The organism is Fulvimonas sp. R45 (assembly GCF_030504985.1).
Taxonomy (GTDB): domain Bacteria; phylum Pseudomonadota; class Gammaproteobacteria; order Xanthomonadales; family Rhodanobacteraceae; genus Rhodanobacter_A.
Window position 1 is genome coordinate 82,064 of the sequence record NZ_JASERU010000015.1, and the last position, 20,356, is coordinate 102,419.

The 20,356-nt window shown below is 70.9% G+C and carries 13 protein-coding genes; 7 read left to right on the forward strand and 6 right to left on the reverse strand.

All coding sequences use genetic code 11. The features are described 5' to 3' along the window. Window positions 1-26 precede the first annotated feature (26 nt). From QMK61_RS13510 to QMK61_RS13520, 3 genes are read right to left on the reverse strand one after another with little or no spacing between them, the layout of a single operon-like run. Complete coding sequence (locus QMK61_RS13510; protein WP_302072746.1) at window positions 27-833, reverse strand: DUF2182 domain-containing protein; 807 nt, start codon at window positions 831-833, stop codon at window positions 27-29. Next, window positions 830-1,585 carry a DUF899 domain-containing protein gene (locus QMK61_RS13515; RefSeq protein ID WP_302072747.1) on the reverse strand — a complete coding sequence of 252 codons (756 nt, stop codon included), beginning with the start codon at window positions 1,583-1,585 and terminating at the stop codon, window positions 830-832. The genes QMK61_RS13510 and QMK61_RS13515 overlap by 4 nt, the downstream gene beginning before the upstream one ends. 21 nt (window positions 1,586-1,606) lie before the next feature. Further along, window positions 1,607-2,260: a glutathione S-transferase family protein gene (locus tag QMK61_RS13520; RefSeq protein ID WP_302072748.1), complete on the reverse strand. Its 654-nt coding sequence runs from the start codon at window positions 2,258-2,260 to the stop codon at window positions 1,607-1,609. Window positions 2,261-2,420: 160 nt separating this feature from the next. Between QMK61_RS13520 and QMK61_RS13525 the strand changes: the two genes are divergently transcribed. After that, entirely contained in the window at window positions 2,421-3,641 is a 1,221-nt protein-coding gene (locus QMK61_RS13525) for a helix-turn-helix domain-containing protein (RefSeq protein ID WP_302072749.1), read from the forward strand. Between the two features lie 36 nt (window positions 3,642-3,677). Beyond that, window positions 3,678-4,352, forward strand: a complete 675-nt coding sequence (locus tag QMK61_RS13530) for a PQQ-binding-like beta-propeller repeat protein (protein ID WP_302072750.1) — start codon at window positions 3,678-3,680, stop codon at window positions 4,350-4,352. Here QMK61_RS13530 and QMK61_RS13535 read toward each other — a convergent pair. The 3 genes from QMK61_RS13535 to QMK61_RS13545 form a co-directional block, all read right to left on the reverse strand. Beyond that, window positions 4,349-5,419, reverse strand: a complete 1,071-nt coding sequence (locus QMK61_RS13535; protein ID WP_302072751.1) for a LacI family DNA-binding transcriptional regulator — start codon at window positions 5,417-5,419, stop codon at window positions 4,349-4,351. The genes QMK61_RS13530 and QMK61_RS13535 overlap by 4 nt on opposite strands. Before the next feature lie 110 nt (window positions 5,420-5,529). Then, window positions 5,530-6,978 (reverse strand): sugar porter family MFS transporter, encoded by a 1,449-nt coding sequence (locus tag QMK61_RS13540; protein ID WP_302072752.1) that lies wholly within the window; start codon window positions 6,976-6,978, stop codon window positions 5,530-5,532. A 409-nt stretch (window positions 6,979-7,387) separates the two neighbouring features. After that, a complete protein-coding gene (locus tag QMK61_RS13545) occupies window positions 7,388-9,046 on the reverse strand; it encodes an alpha-glucosidase (RefSeq protein ID WP_302072753.1) in 1,659 nt (552 codons plus the stop codon). A 439-nt stretch (window positions 9,047-9,485) separates the two neighbouring features. On the opposite strand from QMK61_RS13545, the gene QMK61_RS13550 reads away from it, so the two are divergent. The 5 genes from QMK61_RS13550 (at window position 9,486) to QMK61_RS13570 (ending at window position 20,351) form a co-directional block, all read left to right on the forward strand. Then, a complete protein-coding gene (locus QMK61_RS13550) occupies window positions 9,486-12,380 on the forward strand; it encodes a TonB-dependent receptor (protein ID WP_302072754.1) in 2,895 nt (964 codons plus the stop codon). A 114-nt stretch (window positions 12,381-12,494) separates the two neighbouring features. Then, the gene (locus QMK61_RS13555) at window positions 12,495-14,018 is read left to right on the forward strand and encodes a tryptophan halogenase family protein (protein WP_302072755.1); all 1,524 of its coding nucleotides are present in this window, start codon (window positions 12,495-12,497) and stop codon (window positions 14,016-14,018) included. Window positions 14,019-14,061: 43 nt separating this feature from the next. Beyond that, window positions 14,062-15,636, forward strand: a complete 1,575-nt coding sequence (locus QMK61_RS13560; RefSeq protein ID WP_302072756.1) for an alpha-amylase family glycosyl hydrolase — start codon at window positions 14,062-14,064, stop codon at window positions 15,634-15,636. Between the two features lie 214 nt (window positions 15,637-15,850). After that, window positions 15,851-18,235 carry a TIM-barrel domain-containing protein gene (locus QMK61_RS13565; RefSeq protein ID WP_302072757.1) on the forward strand — a complete coding sequence of 795 codons (2,385 nt, stop codon included), beginning with the start codon at window positions 15,851-15,853 and terminating at the stop codon, window positions 18,233-18,235. Window positions 18,236-18,398: 163 nt separating this feature from the next. Next, entirely contained in the window at window positions 18,399-20,351 is a 1,953-nt protein-coding gene (locus QMK61_RS13570) for a glycoside hydrolase family 13 protein (RefSeq protein WP_302072758.1), read from the forward strand. Window positions 20,352-20,356: the final 5 nt, after the last annotated feature.

Sequence of the window (20,356 nt, forward strand, 5' to 3'; positions counted from 1 at the left end):
AAGAAGAAGGCGTCGTGACTTCGTGATCAGTGCCACAGGCCGGCGACGGCGACGGCCACGCCCGCGAGCCGGGCGGCGCGCGGGCCGTCCGGGGCGAGGCGTTCGCCGGCGATGGCCGCGGTCACCACGGCCATGGCGCGCAGGTCCATGATGCCGAGGGCGAGCAGCGCCGCCAGCAGGTTCGCGCAGCAGGCGACGCAGTGCAGGCCGAGCCGCAGGCCCTTGCGCCAGGCCGCGGCCGCGCCGACCGCCGCACATTCCGCCAGGCCGCGGCAGCAGGCGAGCCGGCGCGCCTTCCACGCACTGAACTGCATCGCGCCCGCGGCGAGCACGACACCGACGGCGGCGAACGGCACGGCGCGCGCCAACGTCGGCCAGCGCGTCACGGCCATGGCCAGCGCGAGGCCGGACGGATAGACGGCCAGGCCGCAAGCGGTCCACGCGAGCAGGTAGGCCGCGCCCGCCCACGCGGCCTGGCGGTCCGGATGCATGCCGCCGGCCGCGGCGACGGCCCGACGGTAGCGCCACAGCGCGGGCGCGGCGACCGGCGTCATCATCGCCACGCTCATCGCGGTCCACATGCCGAGGAAGCCGGCCATGGCATCGAGCCAGCCGCGGCCGCACAGCGGCATCCACGCCATCGACAGCATCCAGCCGCCCGGCATCGGCAGCGCGGCCGTCGCCGGCATGCCGGTGCAGCCGGCGACCGTCGCCGCCGCGCCGACGGCCGCCAGCAGCAGCGCGACGCCGGCGAACCGCCGCCGCGCGACCCGCTCCGTCGCCGCACGCGGCGACGGAGCGGGCATGCCGGCGCGGGCGGCGGCCCGGTTCACGGCCGGCCGTACTCGTCGCGGCGGCGCCACCACACGCCGTCCTCGTTGCGCCCCAGCGGCGCGCGGTCCAGCCACTGGTAGGCGCCCCACAGGCCGTCCAGCCCGCGCGCGTAGGTGGAATAGGTGTGGTAGACCGCGCCGTCCTCGCGCGCGAACGCGCTCATGCCCGGACGCTCGCGCAGGAAGGTCGCCGCATCGGTGCCGCAGGCGGCGGCGCAGCAGGAGACCGGGCCGCTGGCGCGTTCGCGCAGCGGCGTTTCGTGCCGGTAGTTGTAGTCGATGCCCTCGTCGTGCTGCTGGGCCGCGCTGAAGCCGACGCTGAAGTCGGCGTTGAAGTCGCCGCCGAACGAGGACGCCCACGGGAACGTCCACCCCATGCGCCGCCGGTACGCCTGCAGCTTCGCCAGCGGCGCGCGCGACACGGCCCACAGCATCACGTCGTGCTGGGCCAGGTGTTCGGCGAAGCCGTTGAAGCCGTCGGCGATCATCGAGCAGGACGGGCAGCCGGCGGCGTAGTCGGGCCCGAACATGAAGTGGTAGACGAGCAGCTGCGAGCGCCCCTGGAAGAGGTCGGCCAGCGTGGCCTCGCCGCCGTCGGTGTCGAAACGGTAGGCCTTGTCGATCTTCACCCACGGCAATTCGCGGCGCCGCCGCGCCAGTTCGTCGCCGCGCCGGGTCAGCTCCTTCTCGGCGTCCAGCAGGGCCAGCCGCGCGGCCAGCCATTCTTCGCGGGTTCCGGTCTTGCGGGTCATGGCATCGCTCCCTTGTCCGGTTCAGGCGGCGGCCGGCGCGTTGCGCAGGTAGCCGGCCGACTGGTTGCGCACGGCCGCCTGGAACGCCGGCCGCGCCTCGCAACGCTTCAGGTAGGCATCGAGCGGCGGGAACTGCGCCACCAGGTCGGTGTGGCGGACGAAGCGCAGCACGGTCGCCATCAGGATGTCGGCGGCCGTGAAGCGGTGCAGCAGGTAGTCGCGCCCGTCCATCCAGACGGCCAGCGCGGCCAGCCGGGCCTCCGCCTCCTCCACCGCGCCCGGGCGGCGCAGGGCCGCCCACGCTTCGCCCTCGTGCAGCCGGTCCAGCACGAACAGGTTCCACAGCGGCGGCTCGACGGTATCGAGCGCAGTGAACATCCAGGCCAGCGTCTCCTCGCGCAGCCCGGCCGGCATCAGCGCCTCGCACTGGCCGGCGATGCGGTGGACGATGGCGCCGGATTCGATCAGCGTCTCGCCGTCCACGTCGAGCGCGGGCACCATGCCGAAGGGATGCCTGCTCCGGTACACCGCGGCATTCCGCTCGGCGGTGTCGATCCACCGGCTTTCGTAGGCGATCCCCGCTTCCTCGAGCGCCCAGCGCACGCGCAGGTCGCGCACCAGACCCTGCGCGAAGGGCGGTACCCAGCTGAAACCCCATACAGCGACTTTCTTCATGTCGTTTCTCCTCGTGTCCGTGTCGCGCCATCGCCGGTCGTCGCCGGCGCCTGGCGGCCGTGGGATAGACTGCGGCCAGCCCCTCGGACGACGGGAGTGACAAACGTGGCGGGATTCGCAACGCCTGCGCCCTGCCCGCGCGGCACGGCGGAATGAGCCGATGGATTCGCTGATCACCGCCGCGGCCCGCGCGCTGGCGACGGGCGATCCGCTGGGCGCGCTGAACCGCGTCGCCCTGCGCGACGACCCGCCCGCGCTGGCGCTGCGCGGCATCGCGCTGGCCCAGCTCGGCGATTTCGAACGCGCCAAGGCGCTGCTGCGCCGCGCCGCGCGCGCCTTCGGCACGAAGGAGGCGGTGGCCCGCGCGCGCTGCGTGGTGGCCGAGGCCGAGGTGGCGCTGGCCGCGCGCGAACTGGGTTGGCCGACGCACGCGCTGGAAACGGCGCAGGCCACGCTGGAGGCGCACGACGACCGCGCGAACGCGGCGCACGCGCGCTACCTGGGCATCCGCCGCCTGCTGCTGCTCGGGCGCATCGACGAGGCCGGGCGCGCGCTCGACGCGCTCGATCCCGCACGCGGCCCGCCGCCGCTGCAGGCCATCCATGCGCTGCTGCAGGCGGGCATCGCCCTGCGGCGCGTGCAGGCGCGGACGGCACAGGCCGCGCTCGGTCGTGCCGCGGAGGCCGCGCGCCGTGCCCGCATTCCTGCGCTGATGGCGGAAGTCGAGCAGGCCGCGCGGGCGCTGGACGCGCCGGCGGCGCGGCGGGTCGCGCAGGACACCGCACTGCCGCTGCGGCTGCACGAGGTGGAGGCCCTGCTCGGCTCCGGCGCCCTGGTGGTGGATGGGTGCCGCCATGCCGTGCACGCGGGCGGCGCCACGATTCCGCTCGCCACGCGGCCGGTGCTGTTCGCGCTCGTGCGCATGCTGGGCGAGGCCTGGCCGCACGACGCGCCGCGCGAGGCGCTGATCCGACAGGCCTTCCGCACCCACTACATCGACGAGACGCACCGCGCCCGGCTGCGCGTCGAGATCGGGCGGCTGCGTGGGCTGCTGCGCGAGGTGGCCGGGTTGCGCGCGACCCGGCACGGCTTCGTGCTGCTGCCGCGCCATGCCGCCGACGTGGTGGTGCTGGCGCGGCCGGTCGAGGAAGCGCACGCGGCGGTGCTGGCCCTGCTCGCCGACGGCGAAGCCTGGTCCAGTTCCGCGCTGGGGCTGGCGCTGGGCACCAGCCAGCGCAGCGTGCAGCGCGCGCTCGACGCGCTGGCGGCGGACGGCAAGGCGCAGCCGCTCGGCCACGGCCGCGCCCGCCGCTGGACGACGCCGCCGATGCCGGGATTCGCGACGGCCCTGTTACTCCCCGCGCCGCTGCCGGGCGACTAGGATGCGCGCTGTCGATCCGCAGCACGGAGCACGCCCATGAAACGAACCAAGGCCGAGGTCCTCCGCGAATACGGCCCCTACCCGGACATCGACCGCGTGGGCGGGGTGTGCTGCGACGGCGAGCAGCTCTGGCTCGCCAGCGGCGACCGCCTCGACGCCATCGACCCCGCCAGCGGGGAGCGGCGGCCGTCGCTCGCGGTCGCCGCGCACGCCGGCACCGCCTTCGACGGCCGCCACCTGTTCCAGATCGCCGAGGACCGCATCCAGAAGGTCGATCCGCACAGCGGCGAAGTCCTCGCCACCCTGCCTGCGCCCGGCGGCGGCGGCGACTCGGGACTGGCCTGGGCCGAGGGCACGCTGTGGGTGGGCCAGTACCGCGAGCGCAGGATCCACCAGGTCGATCCGGACACGGGCAAGGTGCTGCGCACGCTGGAATCCAACCGCTTCGTCACCGGCGTCGCCTGGGTCGACGGCGAGCTGTGGCACGCCACCTGGGAAGACGACGCCAGCGAGCTGCGCCGGATCGACCCGGCCACCGGCACGCCGCTGGAGGCGCTGGAGATGCCGCCGGGCACGGTCGTGTCGGGGCTCGACGCGGATGCGGAACACTTCTATTGCGGTGGCGGCTACAGCGGCCGGCTGCGGGTGGTGCGCCGGCCCCGCCGGGAACGCCGGCGCAGCCGGGCCGCCGGCCCGGGCGATGCCGGCTAGCGCTTCGCGGCGCGCTTCCTCGCCGGTGCGCGCGGCGCTCCGCGCATGCTGGACTGCCGCACCACCAGCCGTCCCGGCAGCACCGCGCTTTCGGCGGGCTCGCCGTGGATCAGCTTCAGCAGGTTGTCGACCAGCGCCTCGCCGGCCTGCTTGGTGTCCTGCCGCACGGTGGTGAGCGGCGGGTTGACGAAGCCGGCCATGGGGATGTCGTCGAAGCCGGCCAGCGCCACGTCCCGGGGCACGCGCAGGCCGCGCTCGGCCAGGGCGCGCAGCGCGCCGACGGCGATCAGGTCGCTGGCGGCGAACACCGCGTCGAACGCCGCGCCGCGCTCGAGCAGGCTGCGCATCGCCTCGTAGCCGGCCTTCTCGCTGCTTTCCGCGTCGGCCTGCAGCGCGGGGTCCGCCGCCAGGCCGCGTTCCTCCAGCGCGGCGGCGTAGCCGCGGTAGCGCTCGAAGAATTCCGGGTAGTGGCTGGAGGCGTCGCCGAGGAAGGCGATGCGCCGGCAGCCCTGCCCGGCCAGGTGCTCGGCCACCTCGCGGCCGCCCTGGTAGTTGTCGCAGCCGAAGGTGACGTAGGGCTGGCCCGGCAGCACCGCGCCCCAGCGCACGAAGCTGGTGCCGTGCGCGCGCAGGCGTTCCAGCCGGTCGCAGTAGGCCAGGTAGTCGCCATAGCCGAGCAGGATCAGGCCGTCGGCCTTCTTGCTGTCGGCGAAGTCGGCGTGCCAGTCGCGCGAGAACTGCTGGAAGGAGATCAGCAGGTCGTAGCCCTGCCGCGCGCAGGCGCGGGTGATCGAGCCGAGCATGGACAGGAAGAACGGGTTGATGTGCGAATCGTCCGGCGCGGGGTCCTCGAAGAACAGCAGCGCCAGCGTGCCGGAGAACTTGCGGCGCAGGTTGGAGGCGTTCTTGTCGACGGTGTAGTTGAGCGTCTCCACCGCCGACTGCACGCGGCGGCGGGTTTCCTCGTTCACCAGCGGGCTGCCGCGCAGCGCGCGCGAGACGGTGGACTGGGAGACCCCGGCCAGCTCGGCGATGTCGAACGAGGTGATTTTCTTCTTCGTGCTCACGCCAGCAGGATCTCACGCGGCCGACACCCGCGGCCGCGAGCGCGGCGGCCGCCCCGGTGCGATCCTAGCAGGACGGCGGCCCGGCGCCGCATCGGCCGGGCGCCGCGCGCTCAGCCGCGCATCTGCTCCAGCTCCAGCCCGCGCGTCTCGCGCACGAAGCGCAGCACGAACAGCAGCGAGGCTAGCGCGAAGGCCGCGTAGACGCCGTAGGCGAACGGCAGGCTCAGCCCGGCCATCGCCGGGAAGCTGCTGGTGATGGCGAAGTTGGCCAGCCACTGCGCCGCGGCGGCCACCGCCAGCGCCATCGCGCGGATGCGGTTGGGGAACATCTCGCCCAGCAGCACCCACACCACCGGGCCCCAGCTGAGGCCGAAGAAGATCACGTAGGCGTTGGCGGCCACCAGCGCCAGCGGCCCCCACGCGCCGGGCAGCACCAGCGCGGCGCCGCTGCCGCTGGCCTGGGCGAAGCACCACGCCATCAGCGCCAGGGTCGCCGCCATGCCGGCCGAGCCGACCACCAGCAGCGGCTTGCGGCCGACGCGGTCGACCAGGGCGATCGCCACCAGCGTCACCGCCACGTTGATCACCGAGGTGGCCACGGTGATGGCGAAGGCATCCGCCTCGCTGAAGCCCACCGAGTGCCACAGCGTGGACGAGTAGTAGAAGATCACGTTGATGCCCACGAACTGCTGGAACACCGACAGCGCGATGCCCACCCACACCACCGGCAGCAGCCCGCCGCGCGTCCCGAGCAGGTCGCGCCAGCGCGGCGCGTGCTCGCGGCGCAGGCTCTGCTCGATTTCGCTGAGCTTGCGCTGCAGCGCGTCCTCGTCGGCCAGGCCCAGCACCTGGCGCAGCACGCGCAATGCGTCGCCCGGGCGGCGCTTCGCCACCAGGTGGCGCGGCGACTCGGGCACGCCCAGCACCAGCGCGCCGTAGACCAGCGCCGGCAGCAGCATCGCCAGGAACATCCAGCGCCACGCCGGCAGGCCCAGCCACAGCGGGTGTTCCGCCCCGCCCGCCGCACCGGCCAGCCAGGCGTCGCTGAGCAGGGCCACGAAGATGCCGAGCACGATCGCCAGCTGCTGCATCGAGCCGAGCCGGCCGCGCAGCCGGGCCGGCGACACCTCGGCGATGTAGGTGGGCGCCACCACCGAGGCCACGCCCACGCCGAGGCCGCCGACCACGCGCCACAGCACCAGCGTCGCCACGCCGTGCGCCAGCCCCGCGCCCAGCGCGCTGGCGGCGAGCAGGGCGGCGGCCACCTGCATGGTGCGCACGCGGCCGTAGCGGTCGGCCAGCCGGCCCGCGTACCACGCGCCCAGCGCCGAGCCGAGCAGCGCGCAGGACACCGCGAAACCGGTCCAGCCGGCGCCGAGCCCGAAGCCCTGGCGCAGCGCGTCCACCGCGCCGTTGATCACCGCGGTGTCGAAGCCGAACAGGAAGCCGCCCAGCGCGGCCGCAGCCACGATCGTGACCACCCGCGCGGTGGTGCCGCGCGGCGGCTCGTCCAGCGGCAGCGCCACCGCGTCACCCGTCGCTTGCCCCGTTGCCTGCATGTCGTTCCTCTCCCCTCGTGGCCGCGGTGCGGCCGTTCAATGGTCCGGATGATCCGGCGTCGAATGGCGCGATCCCGTTCCCGCTCGCCGTTTGCCGTTTGCCGTTTGCCGTTTGCCGTTTACCGTTACCGTTTACCGCTCGCCGCTCGCCGTTCGCGGTACGAGGCTCGTCGTCCCCGTTCGTCCTGAGCGTAGGCCGCAGGCCGAAGTCGAAGGACATGCCCGCCGCGAGGTTGCGCTTCGACTTCGCCTGCTGCGCAGGCTGCGCTCGGCGCGAACGGTCAACGGCTCGCTACTGACGCAACGGCCTAATGGCCAGCGCCCCTAGGCCCAGCATGGACGGCTGGAAAGCCGCTGGACCCGGGACCCGCGACACCCGCTGCCCGGCTGTGCCAGGGCGCCACGGACCTCACACCGCCACCGCCCCGGTCTCGACGACGCGCCGCTGCGCGGTGTCGAGCCGGGCGAACACGCTGCCATAGGCCGGCAGCTGCAGCCGTCCGCCATCCACCCGGCCCTGCGGCAGGCCGTGGCCGTCGAGCAGCGGCAGCGTGTCCGGCAGCGGCAGCGGCGCGTCCACCGCGCGGCCCGACAGGTTGAACGCCACCAGCAGCTGGTCCTCGCCGACGCCGCGCAGGAAGGCCAGCACCGGCTCGGCGGTGTCCAGGAAACGGATGTCGCCGCGGCACAGCGCCGGCTGGCCGTGGCGCCAGCGCATGAAGGCGCGGAAGCCGTTGAGGGTGGAAGCGGGGTCGGCCTCCTGCCGCGCCACCGCCAGCGCGCGGTGCTCCGGCGGCACCGGCAGCCACGGCGTGCCGCGGCTGAAGCCGCCGTGCGCGTCGTCGTTCCACGGCATCGGCGTGCGGCAGCCGTCGCGGCCCTTGAACTGCGGCCAGAACGCGATGCCGTAGGGATCGCGCAGCGCCTCGTAGGGCACCTCGGCCTCGGTCAGGCCCAGTTCCTCGCCCTGGTAGACGCACACCGAGCCGCGCAGCGAGCACAGCATCGCGGTGAGCAGGTTGGCCAGCGCCGCCGGCGGGCGGCCGCCGCCCCAGCGCGAAAGCACGCGCTCGACGTCGTGGTTGGAGATGGCCCAGCACGGCCAGCCCTCGGTCATCTGCGCTTCCAGCGTGCGCACGGTGTCGCGGATGTAGGCGGCGCTGAAATCGTCGGTGAGCAGCTCGAAGCTGTAGCCCATGTGCAGGCGGCGGGCGCGGGTGTATTCGGCCATCGTCGCCAGCGAGTCCTCGGAGGAGATCTCGCCCAGTGCGGCGACGTCGCGGTATTCGTCGAGCAGCGCGCGCAGCTCTTCCAGGAAGCCCAGGTTCTCCGGCTGGGTGTTGTTGTACCAGTGGTACTGGAAGGCGTACGGGTTGTCCGGGCTGAAGCCGCGGCCGAGGCGCTTGTCCTTGGGCTTGGGCGGGTTGTCGCGCAGCCGCGCGTCGTGGAAGCAGAAGTTGATCGCGTCCAGGCGCAGGCCGTCCACGCCCTTGTCGAGCCAGAACCTCACGTTGTCGAGCACGGCGGCGCGCACCGCCGGGTGGTGGAAGTTGAGGTCGGGCTGCGAGGCGAGGAAGTTGTGCAGGTAGTACTGCCCGCGGCGCGGCTCCCACTGCCATGCGCTGCCGCCGAACAGCGACAGCCAGTTGTTCGGCGGGCCGCCGTCCTCGCGCGCGTCGGCCCACACGTACCAGTCGGCCTTCGGGTTGTCGCGGCCCTGCCGGCTTTCGCGGAACCACGCGTGCTCGGCCGAGGTGTGGCTGAGCACCTGGTCGATCATCACCTTCAGGCCCAGCGCGTGCGCCTTCGCCAGCAGCGCGTCGAAGTCGGCCAGGGTGCCGAACAGCGGATCGACGTCGCGGTAGTCGGCGATGTCGTAGCCGAAGTCGGCCATCGGCGAGGTGAAGAACGGCGCGATCCAGATCGCGTCCACGCCCAGGCTGGCCACGTAGTCGAGGCGCTCGATGATGCCCGGCAGGTCGCCCACGCCGTCGCCGTCCGTGTCGAGGAAGCTGCGCGGATAGATCTGGTAGATGACGGCTCCGCGCCACCAGGGTGCTGCGCTCATTGAACGGGACTCCACGACGAAGATCGGGCGCGTGCGCTTGCGCGCCGACGAATGGGCGCCCAGCTTAGCCGCAGCCCCGCAACGCCCTGCACCGCCTTGCATACGTATTCATTCGTGCTGCGTGCGCGACATGCGCTGCGCGCCGCGGTGCGCGCGCGAACCGCATCGCGGGTCCGCAAGCCGAGTCGCGGTGCCGCCTGCGGCATGCATCCGCATCCGCGCGCGGACGCATGTTGCGTTGCGATCCGCACGCTTTCGCGATCGCCATGAATACGTATGCAAAAACTGGTGGGCCGTTGAAACGCGGCCCTACCATGCGATCACGCCGCCGGACACGCTTCGGCCGCACACCTGCCGACGGTCGTCGCCGACGGAAGCGCGGGAACCCAACGACACAGATACGGCGGCGACTCAATATCCTTCGTGGGAGGGGAAAACGATGGCTCTGAAGCACAACGCGCTGGCTTTCGCGGTCGCGTCGGTCTGCCTTGGCATGTGCGCCGTGGCGCACGCCGGCACCGCCGCCGCCCAGCAGCAGGACACCCAGGCGCAGGCGGCGCCGGACGGCAAGACCGACACCAACGGCAAGAAGCCCGCCAAGCGCGACACGACGAAGATGGCCGCCGTGCAGGTGAACGGCTTCATCAGCAGCATCGAGAACTCGACCGCGCTGAAGCGCAACGCCAGCACCATCGTCGAGGCGGTGTCGGCCGAACAGGTCGGCAAGCTGCCCGGCGTCTCCATCGCCGACACCCTGGGCCGCCTGCCCGGCCTCGCGGTGCAGACCGTGGACGGCCGTCCGCAGGTGCTGACCATCCACGGCCTGGGCCCCGACTTCTCCACCGCGCTGATCAACGGCGGCCAGCAGGTCTCCACCTCGAACAACCGCGACGTGCAGTTCGACCAGTACCCGTCGAGCTGGTTCGACAACGTGGTGGTGCACCTGTCGCCCGAGGCCGACCTGGTCGGCCAGGGCCTGGCCGGCACCGTGGACATGCACACCATCCGCCCGCTCGACAAGAACGGCCCCGAGGCGGCGGTGAACGCCAAGTACATCTGGAACGACATGTCCCAGCTGTCCAGCGGCTCGGGCGTGAGCAACAAGGGCTACAACCTCAACGGCGTGTGGGTGAACCAGTTCGCCGACCACACCATCGGCGTCACGCTGGGCGTGGACTTCGAGAACAACCCGTCGCAGGTCGAGCACCAGGCGCCGTGGGGCTATCCGAACACGGCCAGCGGCCCGGTCGTGGTGGGCGGCTCGAAGAACTACGGCATCACCGACTCGATGAAGCGCAACGGCATCCTGGCCACCGTGCAGTGGCAGCCGAACGAGTTCTACACCGGCACCATCGACCTGACCTACGACAACTTCAAGGAAGTGCAGCAGGCCAAGGGCATGGAGCTGCCGCTGTTCTGGGGCTCCAACGTCGGCCTCAGCCCGGGCACGGTGTCCAACGGCTTCGTCGAGAACGGCACCTACAGCAACGTCAAGCCGATCGTGCGCAACGACTACAACAGCACCACCGCGCGCGTCTACAACTTCAACTGGGACAACAAGTTCCACATCAACGAGAACTGGTCGGCCGACCTCGACGCGAACTACTCGCGCGCCACCCGGCACGACATCAACCTCGAAAGCTACTCCGGCACCGGCTACAACGGCACCGGCGCCACCGACACCATCGGCTTCAATGAACTGGGCAACGGCCTGCTCCACGTCGATCCGTCGCTCGACTACGGCAGCGGCGTGGTGCTGACCGACCCGGACGGCTGGGGCGCCGGCAACGACGTGGTGCAGGCCGGCTTCATCAACGCGCCGCGCACGGTCGACTACCTGGCCAACCTGCGCCTGAGCGTGGAGCGCGACTTCGTCAGCGGCCCGTTCTCCAGCCTGGAATTCGGCGCCTCGTACAGCACCCGCAACAAGACCTACAACATCGACCAGAACTTCCTGACCCTCGGCGGCGGCTTCATCAGCGGCGGCAGCGCCGTGATGTCCGCCCCGATCCAGGGCGCCAGCGGCTGCTCGCCGCTGTCGTGGATGGGCATCAGCTCGATGCAGTGCTACAACCCGTTCGCGCTGATCGGCAACGGCACGCTGACCGAGGTGCCGGTGTTCATGTCCTCGCTGCCGCTGCCGCCGAACTGGAAGGTGCGCGAGCGCGACCTGAACCCGTACGTGCAGCTCAACATCGACACCTACCTGGGCGGCGTCAGCCTGCGCGGCAATGTCGGCGTACAGGTGGACCACACCCACCAGACCTCCACCGGTGAGCGCGTGGCCCCCGGCAGCAGCGTCACCGGCGGCCATACCGACCTGATCCCCGTGACGGGCGGCACCAGCTACACCCGCTACCTGCCCAGCGCGAACCTGATCTTCGGCTTCACCGACAACGACGACCTGCGCTTCAGTGCGGCACGCACCATCGCCCAGCCGCGCATGGACCAGATGAACGCCAGCCAGAACGTGAGCGGCAACATCACCCACCTCACCTCGACCGACCCGAACCAGGCCTTCTTCAGCTCGAACGGAGGCAACGCCAGGCTGCTGCCGACCAGGGCCGACAACTACAACATCAGCTACGAGCACTACTTCTCCGGCCCGGCGTCCGGCTACCAGTGCAACTCGGCCGACCAGAAGAACTCGGACCTGTGCCGCAGCGGTGGTGGCGGCGGCTACTTCGCGGTGTCCGGCTACTTCCTCGAGCTCAAGGACTACATCGACCCGAACGCGGCCTACCTGTACGACTTCAGCGCGTTCATCCCGTCGTACCTGACGAGCGCGCAGGCCGCCCAGCTCGGCACGCCGTACGGCATCGTCTCGGGCCCCACCAACGACGGCCACGGCTACGTGAAGGGCGCCCAGGTGACCCTGAACCTGCCGTTCAACCTGCTCACCCCGACGCTCGACGGCTTCGGCATGATCCTCACCGGCAACCGCACCAAGAGCTCGCTGGTGTACGGCGACAACCCGTCGCCGATCACCGTGCCGGGCCTGTCCAAGTGGGTCGCCAACGGCACGTTGTACTACCAGCACGACGGCTTCGAGGCGCGCGTCAGCGACAGCTACCGCTCCAGCTTCCTGGGCGAGGTGTCGGGCATCAGCTCCTCGCGCATCGAGCAGACGCTGAAGGGCGGCAGCAGCTACGACGCGCAGGTGAGCTATACCTTCGACCACGGCTCGTTCAAGGGGTTGACCCTGATCGCGCAGGGCTCGAACCTGTCGAACAAGATCTTCTCCACGTACCAGAACAACGATCCGCGCCAGGTGCTGATCTGGGAACGCTACGGCCGCACCTACTCGCTGGGCGTCTCGTACAAGTTCCAGTAAGCCGTTTTATCGCGTGTCTCCCCGAGTGCCCCGCTGCGCGTCATCCGGCGGGGCGTTTTTTTCCAGGGCCGCGCCCCGTGCGCCGGGGCGCGGCCACCCGAACGGGACGCTGCCATGGGCGACGAGATGAACGACCTGCGTATCCGGCGCGTGGTGATCGTGGGCGGCGGCACCGCCGGCTGGATGGCGGCGGCGCTGCTGGCGCAGGCGTTCGGCCCCGCGCTGGAGATCCGGCTGATCGAGTCCGAGGCCATCGGCATCGTCGGCGTGGGCGAGGCGACCATCCCCCAGATCCGCCATGTCGGCCGCTTCCTGGGCATCGACGAGGACGAGCTGCTGAAGGCCTGCCGCGGCACCATCAAGCTGGCGGTGCAGTTCAACGACTGGCGGCGGATCGGCGACAGCTACCTGCACGCCTTCAGCGACGTCGGCCTGCCGCTGGGCCTGCTGCCGTTCCAGCACTACTGGCTGCGCAACCGGCGCGCGGACCCGCGGGCGCCCGACCTGTGGGCCTACTCGATCAACGCGCAGGCCGCCGACGCCAACCGCTTCGCACGCATGGACACGGTGGGCGGCAGCCCGCTCACCGGCATCCGCTACGCCTACCATTTCGACGCCGCGCGCTTCGGCCAGCTGCTGCGCCGCCATGCCGAGCAGCGCGGCGTGCGCCGCACCGAGGGCAAGGTGGTGGACGTGGCGCTGCGCGGCGGGGACGGCTTCATCGAATCGGTGAAGCTGGAAAGCGGCGAGGTGGTCGCCGGCGACCTGTTCCTCGACTGCTCCGGCTTCCGCGGCCTGCTTACCGAGGGCGCGCTCAGGACCGGCTACGAGAGCTGGCAACACTGGCTGCCCTGCGACCGCGCGGTGGTGGTGGCCAGCGAGCACGGCCATGCGATCCGCCCGTACACCCAGGCCAGCGCGCAGCGCGCGGGCTGGCAGTGGCGCATCCCGCTGCAGCACCTGGACAGCAACGGCCACGTCTATTGCAGCCGCCACGTCAGCGACGACGAGGCCACCGCCACGCTGCTGGGCCACCTGGAAGGCCCGGCGCTGGGCGAACCGCGCCAGCTGCGTTTCCACACCGGCATCCGCAAGCGGATCTGGCACCGCAACTGCATCGCGCTGGGCCTGGCCAGCGGCTTCATCGAGCCGCTGGAATCGACCAGCATCCACCTGATGCAGTCGTCGGTCGCGCGCCTGCTGACGATGTTCCCGGACAAGCGCTTCGACCCCGCGCTGATCGCCGAGTACAACCGCAAGACCCGCGCCGAGTACGAGCAGACGCGCGACTTCATCGCGCTGCACTACCACGCCAACGAGCGCGACGACAGCGCCTTCTGGCGCGACTGCGCCACGATGGCGCTGCCCGACGGCCTGGCCCACCGCATCGAACTGTTCCGCCGCCACGCCCATGTCTTCCGCGAGGGCGAGGAACTGTTCACCGAGATGGGCTGGCTGCAGGTGATGGTCGGCCAGGGCATCGTGCCGCGGCACTATCACCCGCTGGCCGACGCGCTGCCCCAGGCGCAGCTCGACGAGTTCCTCGGCAACATCCGCACCCTGGTCGCGCGCGCCGTGGCCAGCATGCCCACGCATGCCGAGTTCGTCGACCGCCATTTCCGCGAGGCGGCCGCGTGAGCCGCGCCGCCGCCCGCCCCGCCATCGCCTGCCGGAGCCGCCCGTGATCCGCCGCCATTTCGCCACCGCCATTCTCGCCGGGCTGCTCGCACTGGGCATTCCGTCCGTGCAGGCCGCCACCGCGCCCACGGCCGCCACCGCGGCGCCAACGCAGGCAGCACCCTCCGGCGTCTGGTACGAGATCTTCGTGCGCAGCTGGTACGACACCAACGGCGACGGCATCGGCGACCTCGACGGCGTCACCGCCAAGCTGGACTACCTGCAGTCGCTGGGCGTCAGCGGCATCTGGCTGATGCCGATCAATCCCTCGCCCAGCTACCACGGTTACGACGTCACCGACTACCAGGCGGTGAACCCGCAGTACGGCACGCTGGCCGACTTCCGCCGCCTGGCGGACGAGGCGCACCGGCGCGGCATCCGCGTGATCATCGACATGGTGATCAACCACACCAGCGACCGGAGCCCGTGGTTCAAGGCCGCGCTGGACCCGAAGAGCCCCTACCGCGACTGGTACACCTGGGCCGGCAAGTACACCGACCTGGACAGCCCCAGCGCCGCCGGCGACCGCGCCTGGCAGGCCGCGGGCAAGCAGCACTACCTGGGCATCTTCGCGTCCAGCATGCCCGACCTGAACTACGACAACCCGGCGGTACGCGCCGAGATGATCAAGGTCGGCCGGTTCTGGCTGAAGCAGGGCGCGGACGGTTTCCGCCTCGACGCCGCCCGGCACATCTACGAGAACTTCCGCTGGGACGTGGACGACCCCGCCGCGCTGGCGAAGAACCTCGACTGGTGGAACGCCTACCGCCGCGGCCTCGACGCGGTGAACCCGCACGCCTACCTGGTCGGCGAGGTGACCCAGCCCGCCGCCACCGACCTGGCGCCGTACCTGAAGCCGTTGGACGCGGTGTTCGACTTCCCGCTGGCGGCGCAGCTGATCGAGGCCGCGAAGAGCGAGCGCAACCAGGGCCTCGGCCCCACCCTCGACCGCACCTATGCCGCCTACCAGGCAGTCGGCGGCCGCCCGATCAAGGACGCGCCGTTCCTGTCCAACCACGACCAGGAGCGCGTGATGAGCCAGCTCGACGGCAACCCGCAGCACATGCGCATGGCCGCCGCGATGCTGCTCACCCTGCCCGGCGAGCCGTACGTCTACTACGGCGAGGAGCTGGGCACGCTGGGCAGGAAGCCCGACCCCGCGCTGCGCGAGCCGATGCGCTGGGCGCGCTCGACCAAGGCGAAGGGCGAGACCACCTGGGAGGCCACCGATCCCGCCAACGGCGCTGCCGTCTCGGTCGAGGCAGAACAGGCCGACCCGCACTCGCTGCTGCACCTCTACACGCGGCTGATCCACTGGCGCAGCGAAGTGCCCGCGCTGCGCGACGGCGGCTTCCGCGCCTACCCCGAGGCCAGCGACCAGCTCGCCGCGTGGGAACGCACCGCCGGCCGCGACACCGTGCTGGTGGTGCACAACCTTTCCGGCACGGCGCAGACGATGGCGCTGGACGTGCCCGGCGAGCCGCGCTTCACCCATGTGCTGAAGCAGACCGGTCCGGGCGTGGCGATCCACGGCGGGGCGCTGAGCGTGCCGGCCTATACCAGCGTGGTGTTGCAGTGATGGGGCGCCGGCAGATCAGCCTGCGCACTTCGACGTCGTCATTCCGGCGAAAGCCGGAATCCAGTCGAATGACTCGTGCGAAGCACGCAAAGCCGGTGTCGTGTGCTTCGCACGCATACCTCACTGGATTCCGGCTTTCGCCGGAATGACGGGCAAGAGCATGAGGCATCGCCAGCCAGCCATCTTCCCTACCCACCACCGCTTCCACGTCGCCATGCCTACCTCAAAAGCCACTCACGCCATCACGCGCCGCTCGCTCGCCGTCGCCCTCGCCGCCGGCCTCGTCGCCGGCCTCGCATTCGCCTCGCCCGCCCTGCTCGCCACCGCCGCCCCCACCGCCGCGGCCGTGCACGCCGACGCGCAAGGCGTGGCCTTCCGCCTCGGTGCCGAACAGGTCTCGATCCGCCTCGACGGCGCCGGCGTGGTACACGTGCAGGCGCTGCCCGCCCGCGCCACCGACACGCACACGCTGGTGCTCGACCCGCAGGCGAAGCCGGCCAAGGTCGCCGACGCGCGCGTGCGCGACGACGGCGCCACGCTCACCCTCGCCAGCGACCGCCTTGCCGCGGTCTGGCACAAGGCCGCCGGCACGCTGGAGCTGCAGGACGCGCGGCACCACCCGCTGCTCACGCTCGACCTCGCCGCGCTGGCGCAGGGCGAAGTGCGGTTGATCCATGCGCCGGGCGACGCGCTGTACGGCATCGGCGGCTACGACAAGGACCAGGACGCCTCCGCCGGCCTGCTGCGCACCGGCGCGCAGGTGGCCAAGGCCGGCGAGCAGGGCCATGCCGGCGCGCCGTTCGTGTGGAGCACCGCGGGCTACGGCGTGCTGGTGGACAGCGACGGCGCGGACTTCGCGCTGAAGGATGGCCGCATCGCCATCACCGGCCTGTCCAAGCCGGCGGTGGACGTCTACCTGATGGCCGGCGACCCGCCGCAGCTGTTCGGCGAACTGGCCGACCTGAGCGGCCACGCGCCGCTGTTCCCGAAGTGGGCGAACGGCTTCATCAACAGCCAGTGGGGCATCGACGAGCCGGAGTTCCGCCGGATCGTCGCCACCTACCGCGCCAGGCACATTCCGCTCGACGCCTTCACCTTCGACTTCGACTGGAAGGACTGGGGCAAGGACTGGGGCGAGTTCAGCTGGAACCCGGCGAAATTCCCCGACGGCCCCACCGGCAAGCTGAAGGCCGACATGGACGCGCTCGGCGTGCACATGACCGGCATCATGAAGCCGCGCGTGCACGTGAATACGGTCGAAGGCCGCTACGCCACCGCACACGACCTGTGGCTGCCGGGCGAGAAGGCCAGCCCCGACTACTTCTCGCACCAGCCGGTGAAGGACATCGACTTCGACAAGCCGGCCGCGCGCGCGTGGTGGTTCAACCCGCAGCTGGCGCACAGCTTCGACACCGGCATCGTGGGCTGGTGGAACGACGAAGCCGACACCACGAAGAGCGACACCCAGTTCCTCAACATGCAGCGCGCCACCTGGGACGGCCAGCGTGCGCATTCGAAGCTGCGCGTATGGTCGATCAACCGCAACTTCTGGCTGGGCTCGCAGCGCTACGCCTACGGCCTGTGGTCGGGCGACATCCAGACCGGCTTCGCCAGCATGGCCGCGCAGCGCCCGCGCATGCTCAGCGCGATCGCCGTGGGCGAGATGCAGTGGGGCATGGACGGCGGCGGCTTCTTCGGCCACCCGTCGGACGAGAACTACGCGCGCTGGATCGAGTTCGGCGCGTTCACGCCGGTGTTCCGCGTGCACGGCACCGAGGGCGAGAAGCGCCAGCCATGGAAGTACGGCCCGGTGGCCGAGGCGGCGGCGACCCGGGCCATCCGCCTGCGCTACGCGCTGCTGCCCTACATCTACAGCTACCAGCACCGCGCCAGCGCGCGCGGCGTGGGCCTGGTGCAGCCGCTGGCCTTCGCCTGGCCGCACGACGCCAACGTGCGCAACGACGTGGACGCCTGGCTGTTCGGCGACTGGCTGCTGGTCTCGCCGGTGGTGCGGCAGGGCCAGACCACCAAGCGCATCTACCTGCCCGCCGGCACCTGGACGGACTGGTCCACCGGCAAGGTCTACGCGGGCGGCCGCACCATCGACTACCCGGTGGACGCGAAGACCTGGGCCGACATCCCGCTGTTCATCCGCGCCGGCGCGATCATCCCCACCTGGCCGCCGATGGACCACGTGGGCCAGCGCGCGGTGACGACGCTGGACGTGGACCTGTTCCCCGCCACCGAAGCCACCGGCTTCGACTATTACGACGACGACGGCGAGACCTACGCCTACGAGCACGGCGCGTACTTCAGCCAGCGCCTGGGTTTGCAGCGCACCGGCAACGGCGTGCGCGTGGACCTCGCCGCGGCCCGCGGCAGCTACGCGCCGGCATTGAAGTTCTACCTGCTGAAGATCCACGGCACCGCCGCCGCGGGTGTCACCGCCAACGGCAAGCCGTTGCCGTCGTTCGCCGGCACCGACGCGCTGGGCCAGGCGTCGGGCGAAGGCTGGGCGCACGGCCACGACCGCTACGGCGAAGTGACCTGGGTGCGCGTGGCGGCGGCGAAGGCGCAGGCCATCGTGCTCACGCCCTGAGCCGTCATTCCGGCGCAGGCCGGGATGACGGGCAACACCGGCCACCGGCCGGCAGATGTCCATGCTTGCATGGATCGGGTTTCATCCAGCTTGGAGGAAGACTTCGATGTGCAAAGGCAGGAAAACGACATCCGGACGCCACGTCCTCGCGCTCGCACTCGGCATGGCACTCGGCCTGCTGCCGCTCGGGGCGGCGCTCGCGTCCAGCAACGACAACAACGTGGAATGGAACGGCCTGTTCCACGACCAGGGCCCGCTGTACGACAACCACCCCGAGCCCACCGCCAGCCAGGCGGTGACGCTGACGCTGCGCACCTTCAAGGGCGACATCACCAGCGCCAACATCAAGTACTACGACAGCGCCGACGGCCAGTTCCACTGGGTGGCGATGCACTGGGCGTCCAACGACCCCACCGGCGTGTTCGACTACTGGCAGGGCACGGTGCCCGCCAGCAGTTCGGAGAAGTACTACCGCTTCCAGGTCAACGACGGCAGCAGCACCGCCTGGCTCAACGCCGCCGGCACCACCAGCAGCGAGCCGTCCTCGGGCGACTTCTTCATCATCCCGGGCTTCAAGACGCCGGACTGGATGAAGAACGGCGTGATGTACCAGATCTTCCCCGACCGCTTCTACGACGGCGACACCTCCAACGACGTCACCAACGGCCAGTACACCTACGCCGGCTGCGCCACCGAGCAGCACGCCTGGGGCACCAGCGTCACTTCCAACGTCGGCGGCTGCAACAGCGCGGTGTTCTTCGGCGGCGACCTGCAGGGCGTGATCGACAAGCTCGGCTACATCAAGAACACGCTGGGCGCGGACATCATCTACCTCAACCCGATCTTCCACTCGCCCACCAACCACAAGTACGACACCGAGGACTACTTCACCGTCGACCCCGCCTTCGGCAGCAACGCGCTGCTGCAGACGCTGATCGGCGACATCCACAGCACCGGCAACGGGCCGAAGGGCTACCTGGTCCTCGACGGCGTGTTCAACCACACCGGCGACACCAGCCAGTGGTTCGACAAGTACCATTGGTGGAGCAGCAACGGCGCCTACGAGTCGCAGTCCAGCACCTGGTACGGCTGGTATACCTTCCAGCAATGGCCGAACAGCTACAGCGGCTTCTTCGGCATCGCCAGCATGCCCAAGCTCGACTACGGCGCCAGCGGCTCGGCGGTGCGCAACGAAATCTACGCCGGCAGCGGCTCGGTGGTGCAGACGTATCTCAAGTCGCCCTACGGCATCGACGGCTGGCGGCTGGACGCGGCGCAGTACCTCGACGCCGGCGGCAACGACGGCAGCGACGCCACCAACCACCAGATCATGCAGGAGCTGCGCAGCGCGGTGAAATCGGTGAACGCCAACGCCGACATCGTGGGCGAGTACTGGGGCGACGCCTCGTCCTGGCTCGACGACGGCAAGGAATGGGACGGCGCGATGAACTACAACGGCTTCGTCCAGCCGGTATCGGAATGGATCTGCGGCGTGGACGAAAGCGGCAACAGCGCCTCGATCCCGGCCAGCCAGTTCGACAGCTGGCTGCGCGGCACCCGCGCCGACCTGCCCACCGACGTGCAGCAGGTGATGACCAACTTCCTCGGCAGCCACGACACCTCGCGCTTCGCCACGCGCTGCGGCGGCGATATCTGGAAGACCTACCTCGCGCTGATCTTCCAGATGACCTACGTGGGCACGCCGACCATCTACTACGGCGACGAATACGGCATGCAGGGCGGCGCCGACCCGGACAACCGGCGCACCTTCGACTGGTCGCAGGCCACCACCACCAACGCCGCGGTGGCGCTGACGCAGAAGCTGGTCGGCATCCGCAACAGCTACGCCGCGCTGCGCACCGGCTCGTTCATGAGCCTGCTCACCGATGACACCCACCACCTGTATGCCTACGGCCGCTTCGACGCGAGCCACCGCATCGCGGTGGCGCTCAACGACGACTCGGTGACGCACACGGTCACGGTGCCGGTGTGGCAGCTCAGCATGGCCAACGGCAGCACCGTCACCGACCTGCTCAGCGGCAGCCACTACACCGTGAGCAACGGCAACGTGGTGGTGAGCGTGCAGGGGCATTACGGCGCGATACTGGCGCAGTGAGCCCG